Here is an 8,708-nt window from a genome sequence, read left to right as displayed (position 1 = left end):
ATTTTTGAATCCGAATCTTATTTTCGCTGGTGGCGAGAGACTGTTCATCCAACCAAGCGATCGCTTGATTTCGTCCCTCTTGAGCTGCTACAATTAAGGCACCCCAGGCTTGCAAATCGGGTTCTTCTGGGCTTTCAACTAAAGCCGCTTGAATGCGAGTTTTTAAGCGTCCGCCATCAGCCTGTAAAAGTGTATTAATTTGCTCAGAGTTGACCCGTTCATTTTGAACCACATCCAACGCTTCTGTCCAACGACCATCAATTAAACCTGCAAGGACTTTTTGCGTCGGACTCGCCCAGGATGCACCTGCTTGAGCATCTGTAATATTAGCATGAAATTGAATCAAATCTAATTGAGCTTGAGCGACTGCCGGCCATTTTGCAGGATAAGAATCATCTTTTCCAACATTTTCTTTGAGTGGCTTCATTAACTCTAAAGCGGGAGACCATAGGCCACTACGAGCCAGTCTTAACGCCTTACGATAGTCATAATTATCAATCACTTGTTCATCTAAAGAAATATCCGCAAGCTGAATCGGATTCGGAACAAACCGACGAGGTTTAACTTGATAAATATTAAATTGGGGTTCAAGTCCAATGGTTTCCTCAATCAGCAACTCCGGTTCACTATTTCCGGTGACTTGTTCCCAAATCGGTTGCTGTCCGGCTGAACTTTTCCACTCCAACATGGTACTGAGATAATAATAAGTCGGATTGTAATGAATCACCTGTCCATAAGGCACGTTCTTTTGTCCGATCACCCGTTCACCACCCATACTAAACCAAACCCCAAAGCTGGGTGCTTTACCGCTAAATTGACGAATCCGGGTTAGAGGAAGGGGTTTATTTGACCCTTGTTGGTTGGTGCGATTACTAATCAGTGAAGCCAGTACAAAGGATNCACCCGTTCACCACCCATACTAAACCAAACCCCAAAGCTGGGTGCTTTACCGCTAAATTGACGAATCCGGGTTAGAGGAAGGGGTTTATTTGACCCTTGTTGGTTGGTGCGATTACTAATCAGTGAAGCCAGTACAAAGGATTCGGCAGGCCCATTAGCTTCGAGTTGATGAACCAAGCGATAATAAGGTTCACTTCCCGGACGTTCGTAGGGGATTTGCACCGCTTTGTAAACTCGCAGTTCGACGATTTCCTGACAAACTGTAGGACAAGGATGAACTTGAGAAGGTTCGCGTTTTTTCATCACCGGAACTAACAAATCCGGCGAATTCTGCACCAGCTTCTCAGGGGGTAAGAGAAACGGTTTGAGGAAGTTTAAGTAGGGATTATTTTCTAACAGAGCGTGAGAAGATTGGGGAGAATCTGATCGGGGTAAGGATAAGCTTTCTCCAATGGTAAGTCCCTGTTCTTCGAGACTAAGGCCCACTTGATCAAGGGTTTTGATCGCGTCATGGGGTTGTAAGGGAACTTGAGTCCAAGCCGGTAAAAACTGATTGAGCCAAATTCCGACATCGGGATCTAAAATCAACTTGTAACTAAACCAAGCACCGCCGGCGAGTAAAGTTGATCCGCCCAATAACAGAGCAAAAGCAACTCCATCAGCCATCCACTTTTTCCACACAGCTTTTAGGATAGTGTTTTTGGGCAGGGGTAATCTCTGCCGACGACGTGAAGGCTTAGACGTCTGTTGAATGGGGGCTACAGCAGAGGTTTCGCTACCTTTGGGTTTTGGGTGTAGCCATCCGATTCGGTACAGGATTCTCACCATTTGAGGGGGGGTTTTGGGTGTTCGGTTTCTTCGGTGAAACTTGTTGTTCATCGTCAGCTCTCCGCCTATTGTCCAGGGTTTCCGATCTACTATTTGCTCTCTTTTTTTACCCTACTGTGTCGTTGAGGAACAATTTATCGCAGTAGGACTTGTTCATAGCGTTGACCCGCTCGTTCCCAAGTGTATTCGCTTTCGATCAGACTTCGCCCCTGATCACAGAGTTGTTGTCTGAGTTGAGCATCCTCGAAAAGTTGGCTAATGGCGGCGACATATTCCTCCAGTGTGTTGGCTCGTAAGGCTCGTAACGGCACATTTGCCCCGTCAACGGCGAGTCCTTCTAAACCGCGATCGCTGGCGACTACAGGCACTCCTGCTGCCATTGCCTCCAAGGTTTTGTTTTTAATACCAAAACCTGTTCGCATCGGTATGACACAAACAGTTGCTTGATGTAAATATTCTGCCATTGATGGGACTCGTCCTGTGACTTCTATTCCCGGTAATGTCGATAATTGTGATACCTCTGGGACGGGTTTAGCCCCCACAAGGGCGAGTGTTGCATCGGGATAACGCTGTTGCACTTGAGGAAATATCTCTAAACTAAAATAACGAGCAGCATCAATATTAGCTAAGTTATCCATTGCGCCGATAAAAATCAATCGGTGTCCTCCCGGATCTTTTGGGCGCAGAGGAAACAGACTGAAGTCTACGCCGTTTGGAATAATTTCAAATTGGGCTTTGGGGTTGAACGCTTGCAGTTGTTGACGATCTTCTTCTGTTGTTGCCACAATTGCCGAAAATTTTGAGCAGTAGCGTTGTTCGTAGCGATACAGTAGGGGAAGGTTTAAGCGATCGCGCAGGGGTTTTTCTGCCCTGTGGGTTTCCAACTGTTGGCGAATTGTGCCGTAAACAGAACTATGAACGTTGACAACGGTTTTGAGATGTTGTTTCCATTGAGGACGCACATAAATTTCATTAACGCTATGTTCGCAAGTGATCGCCTCGCATTTTCCCGAACCCACAAACTCCAAAATCCATTGTTGCATCTGTTGAGAATAATTTGACAAGACGCTGGGTGGTGTTCCTTGGGTTAAAAATTGACCAAAACGCCTGATTTTTGCCCAAGTTCCGCCTGTTGCTGCTGAAGTTTGAGGACGAGGGAAAACGACTAATTGATCAACGTATTCTCGCAACTCCTCAATTTCCACATCGGTGACATCTGGGGATCTTTGAGTTACAACAGTGATAGAATGGTTTTGAGTCAAATATTTGAGCAAGTTAAAGGTTCGCACTTGGGTTCCCCCTCGACTAGGAGGATAGGGAAAGGTTGAAGAAATCATTAAAATTTTCAGAGGATGTAATTTATTCATAGGTGGGGGTGAAAAATAAGTTTAAATCATTAACAAATTGAGAAGAGCTAGGAGTGGAGGAATGGAATCCCAAGGCATTTATACTTTAGCCAATGATGTGGTTTTTGACCAGTTAGTGGCTTTGCTCAATAGTATTGAGGTTAATGTTGGCTCAAATATTCCGGTTTGCGTGATCCCTTATGACGATCGCTTGGAAAAAGTTAAACGCGAAATAAATGCTCGGGCAAATGTAACCCTTTACGAGAATTATCCAGAAATGCAGCGCTGGGAAGAATTTGCCAAAGAAGTTTGGGCGGCTCATCCCCGAGCAACTCAATCAAAGAAAAAAATTGCAAAATGGTACAATAAAAGTAATCTTCTGCGAAAAATGTGCGCTTTTGATGGCGAGTTTGAAGAGTTTGTTTTCTATGATGCTGATAGCCTAGCAATGAAGCCCCTCGATCAAGTGTTTACTAAACTAGAGGAATACGATTTTGTATTTGATGATTGGGAACACGCCAAGCGAAAAGAGGTAGCCGCTTTTAACTTTGATCGAGTTTATCAAGATAGTGGATTAACTGAATCTGAGGTACGATCTAAAATTCACTGTTCTAGTTTCTTCGGTTCTCGGGCTGGAATTTTTGGAGTTCAAGAATTGGAAACGTTAAAAAAGAGACTCATTGAACATCGCGAAATTGAATGGATTAACTCTTTATCTTGGTGGTGTGATGCTGATTTATTCAGTTATATGTCTTTGGTGACAAACCGACCCATTTTTAATTTTACTCGAAGTTCTAATGGTGAAGAAAGAACAGGCAACTGCGCCAATGCTGATCCATTTGTCAATATAGACAACGTTCTCTACAATCAGGATGGATTAAAACCGATTCATCGCATTCACTATATGGGTTATTCTTCAGTTGATTTTGGGCGTTTATCTCAGGGTGAAGATGTTCATATTCCTTATCAAGATGTGTTTTTACATTATCGCTTTTTGAAGCATCCTGAACAGAAGCCCACAAAACTAAAGCCTCCGAGTTTGTTTGAGAAAGCTAATCGATTTGTACAACGCTCTATTAACAAGTTAAAAAAGGTTTGATCTGTATCATCAAGTCATAACGAATGCCTAAAATTAGCATTTGCATTCCCACTTTTAATCGGGTTAATCTCCTCCCCTTGGCGATTAACAGTGTTCTTCAACAAACCGAACAAGACTTTGAATTAATCATCTGTGATGATGGTTCCACCGATGGAACCTCCGAGATGATGTCTGAGTTAACAGACTCCCGTATTCGCTATATTCGCCATCCTCAAAATATTGGCAAAAGTAACAATATGCGATCAGGGTTTGACGCCGCCACCGGAGACTATTTTATCAAGTTTGATGATGATGATCGCCTGACTCGGGAGTTTCTCGCCAAAACAACTCAAATATTAGATCAACATCCTCAAATTGATTTTGTCGGAACGGATCATTGGATTATTAATATTGATAATATTCGCGATGAAATCGCTACCCAAACCAACTCCCAACGCTGGGGAAGAACCACTTTAAAAGCCGGAGAAGTGGAAAATTTACTCCAAGTTGTATTTGTTCAACAAAGCTTTCAAATTGGCGCAACTTTATTTCGCCGTCAAGCGTTACTTGATGTCGGATATATGCGTCCTAATATTCAAAATTGCGAAGATAATGATTTATTAGTCCGTTTAGCAATAGCGGGAAAAAAAGCTTATTATCTCCCGGAACGTTTGATGGAATATCGCGTCCATAGTGAACAACAGGGAATTGATCGCGCTATTCCCTATCTTAGAGATAAAGTTCAGTATTTAAACAGTTATCAGTTTGACGATCAAGCTTTAGAAAATATCCGGCGATCGCGTTTACAAGAATCTCAACTTTTACTGGGACTGCGGTTAATTGAAAACGGCGAGACTCAAAAAGGACAACAACTGGTTTGGGAGTCTCAGTCTTACTCACGGGGGAAAGCTTGGACAGGACTTTTGCTGTCTTTGCTTCCTATGGGTTTGCGGGGAAATGCGTTTGAGATGCTGCGAAAAATACGTTAGTTGCGTCTATGATCATTAAGGCTTGAATTTGAACCCATCAAACCCGTTAAGGGTTTCATTCAAAGGAGAGATGAGACTGATCGGTTTACTGCCTATCCAGAATTGGATATATTGAATATAGGGATTACCCCTCAATTCCTTTTAAAAGAATGTTATATTCGCTCAATTGTTGTTGAAAAGTACCATATCCCTGTCCGTTTGTCAACTGGGTGAAAAATGGGACAGATTGAGACAAAAAACATGAGTATAATCTCAAAAATCCTAGTCCTACAAGCCTTATACAGAGAGAGTTTCAGGAAATTCCTGTCGGAGCAAGCGAGAAAAGTGGGTGATTGCAAAAGACCTCTTGTAATCTCAAAAACTGCCTGCAATAATTAAATATAGAAAGGCACATTACGAGGGTTTCAAGGAGCTGGAAGTTATGTGTTTATGGGAGCACTAAACTTCCAGCGTTCTTCTTTCTTGAATGGACAAGACATCAGTTATTTGTAATCTGGTCTATTCATCAGCTAGTTGATTAGAGGGTTAATTGATCGGGGTCATCTATAAAAAAATTTAACATCAGGGTCATCAAATAAACCCACCCCAAACAAAACTTGGGGTGATTCTTGTATTTATAGATCTAGCAGATTTGAGTTCAAATCATTAATAATAAATGATTCTAGTCCCCAGAAATTGCCCCTTTTAAACTCGAACAAAATTGAGCGATCGCCTCTAAACCCTCGGAAGGTGTTCCTTCAGCTAAACGTTTAACCACTGCACTCCCAACAATCACCGCATCAGCACCCCAGTCGCGCAAGGAGCGGGCTTGTTCCGGTTGAGAAATCCCAAACCCAACCCCAATGGGTTTATCAGTTATACTTCGCATCAGTTGGAGTAAATCTTGAACCCGAGTTTGCACTTGAGTCCGCATTCCGGTGACTCCAGTAACACTGACTAAATAAATAAACCCTTGAGACTGACGGGCGATCAATTCAATCCGTTCTTTGGGAGAAGTTGGCGCCACTAATAGCGTGACTTCTATCCCCATTTGACTCGCAGGTTTTAACAGACTCGGTGCTTCTTCTAAAGGTAAATCGGGAACCACTAAGCCTCGCGCCCCAGCATCATAAATTTGCTGCAAAAACGGTTCAATTCCCCGATGCAGAATCGGGTTGTAATAGGTAAATAAAATAATCGGTGCTTTTATATTGGGGCTAACGGTTTGTAGCATTTCTAAGACGGCTTCTAAACGAGTTCCCCGTTGTAAAGCGCGAGTCGCCGCCGCTTGAATGACTGGCCCATCTGCTAAGGGATCAGAGTAGGGAACCCCCAACTCAATTAAATCCGCCCCATTTTGATCCAAAACCTGCAACGCTTGAGCGGTGGTTTCGAGATTCGGATCACCTGCGGTAATAAAGGGAATTAAAGCACAGTGGCGGTGTGTTGAGTCCGTTGATGGCGATCGCAAAGACTCAAATTTTTGAGAAACAGAAATCATAGTTTATCGTTTGGGTGGGGAGCGAATCTCAAATCAGCAACCGGGAAAGGGAGAAAGGGCTAGTTTTCCCGATTTTGACGCTGCTGTTTTTCTTGTTCGACTTCGGCTTGGAGTTGGGCTAACTCCTCCGGTGTCATTTCTTCGAGCCGTTTTTGCAAGACTGCATCTTCGTAATCCTTGATTTGTTGGTTATAGGTCATGTTTTGGGTGAGCGCCCGAAACAGATAACTCAATAACCAACCCACCAAAGCAGCGACTAATAAGACTTGACTCCAAATCCCGGCATCTATACTTTCTAGGCCAATCGCTTGTAAGATCAGATAGGCGATGCCCCCGGCGGCGAAGACTCCGATTCCGATGGCAATTGCATCAATTCGTCGCATTAGTTCTCAATCTGTCGGGCTTTGGGACGAAAGTTTAAAAATGGGGCGAGGACAATCATACCGGGTAAAAAGAAGAACATCAAGAAGTACATGAAAGCCCGTTCAAAGGAGCTTGCCACATACCAACGACTGTTGAGGTAAGCATACACGGCAGCCGGAACGACTAAAAGATACGCACCCGCTAGTGCAACGTACAGAATCAAGGTAATCGCGATGGGAGAGGTGATAGACATAGTTGTGATTGAGATTCAACAACAGATAAAACAGGTGTGATAGCATCTTTCACACATTGAACCATTATTACACCCTCGCGCTGTCTTGAATTGTTATCTCAGTGGCTTTTGAGATGAGATTTGCAACTTCTCCTCAAAAAACTTGCACAAATTGAATTTGTTGTGCTATAGTGTAGAACACTGTCTGAAAAAGACAGAATAGAACCAGTGAAAACTTGGGGGCGTGGCGGAATGGTAGACGCTACGGACTTAGAAAACTGAGCCTTGAGGTGAGAAATCCCTTAAGTGACGGCTCTCAAATTCAGGGAAACCTAAATCTGGAGACAGACAAGGCAATCCTGAGCCAAGCCTAGTTCATGGACTAGGAAGGTGCAGAGACTCGACGGGAGCTACCCTAACGTAAAGGCGAGGGTAAAGGGAGAGTCCAATTCTCAAAGCTGTTTGGACAGATGTTCAACGGCAGTAGCGAAAGCTGCGAGAGGATGAAAATCCGTTGACCTTAAACGGTCGTGTGGGTTCAAGTCCCACCGCCCCCACTAACTAAAACCTTAAAATTTAAAACTCATCTATAAATGTCTGATGTACATTAACTAATTATTTGTCATCAGTAATAGATTCCTGTCGTAAAAAAAATACAAAACAAAAACTCAATATTTTTATCTAACTTTTGAAACAAGTTAAAGATTTAGTAAAAGTGGCTTGGCTGAATTATTTCTCAAATAGAATATTACATAACAACACACATCATCCCTGCAAAATATGAACCAGCACCGTAAAATTAAATGTAGAATTAATTATAAACATAGCCACCTTTAACGGGTGGTCGCGTGCGGGGGGTTGACGCTTCGCCGGACGCTGCTTCAATAACCGGAGTCTTATGCCTTCCTCCACGTCCGTTTCAAGTCTCAGAATGTCCTCCCGCGACTATTAANGATTTTCTCATTGACTTGAAGACTTCCCTTGTTCTGCCCTCAACTAAAGGAGTTCCAACCTAATCTTCTATTCTGTAGTATTTATGGGACAAGGCGGGTTTTTCTACCTCTTTGATTTTACCATAAAAGTCGCCCTTAAGGGCGTTGTGCAATTATACTGTTTAACATAACTTTTTTAAATCAAATAAAAGTAATCTATTTTAAATTTTACCAAAAAAAGATCACTTTTATTTTCTTTTTTACCCCCGACTTTGAAAACACCCTGGCTTGGTCAGGGGGGTGGCGTAGCCGGGGGGATCAGAAAAAATCCCCGAAAACGGATGTGGTATCCCCCGAGGATCGCGAGCTTGCGCTGGAGAACGAACGGCTTCGGCGCGAGAACCGCATCCTCAAGGAGGAGAGGGACATCCTAAAAAAAGCCACCCAGTTCTTCGCGTTTTCGGAATTCTTTTTTCACTCTTATTGTGTAGGTTGGGTTGAGGTACGAAACCCAACAGTGAAAGATAATTGTTTGGTTTCACTTTCTTTAACTGTTAGGT

At 43.1% G+C, this 8,708-nt stretch carries 7 protein-coding genes and 1 pseudogene; 3 read left to right on the top strand and 5 right to left on the bottom strand.

The genetic code is table 11. From position 1 onward, the window contains the following. Positions 1-900: 900 nt before the first annotated feature. Positions 901-1,779 (bottom strand): annotated as a pseudogene (locus WN50_RS21140) (hypothetical protein); the annotation flags it as partial. 83 nt (positions 1,780-1,862) lie between these two features. Further along, positions 1,863-3,077, bottom strand: coding sequence for a glycosyltransferase family 4 protein (locus WN50_RS21135; RefSeq protein WP_046278969.1), 1,215 nt, complete (start codon positions 3,075-3,077; stop codon positions 1,863-1,865). A gap of 79 nt (positions 3,078-3,156) precedes the next feature. Between WN50_RS21135 and WN50_RS21130 the strand changes: the two genes are divergently transcribed. Beyond that, the gene (locus tag WN50_RS21130; protein WP_046278965.1) at positions 3,157-4,173 is read left to right on the top strand and encodes an Npun_R2821/Npun_R2822 family protein; all 1,017 of its coding nucleotides are present in this window, start codon (positions 3,157-3,159) and stop codon (positions 4,171-4,173) included. Positions 4,174-4,196: 23 nt separating this feature from the next. Next, positions 4,197-5,141: a glycosyltransferase family 2 protein gene (locus WN50_RS21125; RefSeq protein ID WP_046278964.1), complete on the top strand. Its 945-nt coding sequence runs from the start codon at positions 4,197-4,199 to the stop codon at positions 5,139-5,141. Between the two features lie 661 nt (positions 5,142-5,802). Here the strand turns inward: WN50_RS21125 and trpA are convergent. From trpA to ndhL, 3 genes are read right to left on the bottom strand one after another with little or no spacing between them, the layout of a single operon-like run. Then, positions 5,803-6,621, bottom strand: coding sequence for a tryptophan synthase subunit alpha (trpA, locus tag WN50_RS21120; RefSeq protein ID WP_046278963.1), 819 nt, complete (start codon positions 6,619-6,621; stop codon positions 5,803-5,805). A gap of 59 nt (positions 6,622-6,680) precedes the next feature. Next, the gene (locus tag WN50_RS21115) at positions 6,681-7,004 is read right to left on the bottom strand and encodes a DUF3007 family protein (RefSeq protein WP_046278962.1); all 324 of its coding nucleotides are present in this window, start codon (positions 7,002-7,004) and stop codon (positions 6,681-6,683) included. Beyond that, positions 7,004-7,237 carry an NAD(P)H-quinone oxidoreductase subunit L gene (gene ndhL, locus WN50_RS21110; protein ID WP_046278961.1) on the bottom strand — a complete coding sequence of 78 codons (234 nt, stop codon included), beginning with the start codon at positions 7,235-7,237 and terminating at the stop codon, positions 7,004-7,006. The genes WN50_RS21115 and ndhL overlap by 1 nt, the downstream gene beginning before the upstream one ends. A 1,254-nt stretch (positions 7,238-8,491) precedes the next feature. Here ndhL and WN50_RS36465 point away from each other — a divergent pair. Further along, on the top strand, positions 8,492-8,708 hold a 217-nt coding region (locus WN50_RS36465), incomplete at its 3' end, for a hypothetical protein (protein ID WP_235441057.1).

The organism is Limnoraphis robusta CS-951 (assembly GCF_000972705.2).
Note: the sequence above shows the minus strand (reverse complement) of the source record. Positions and strands in the feature narration are given on the sequence as shown.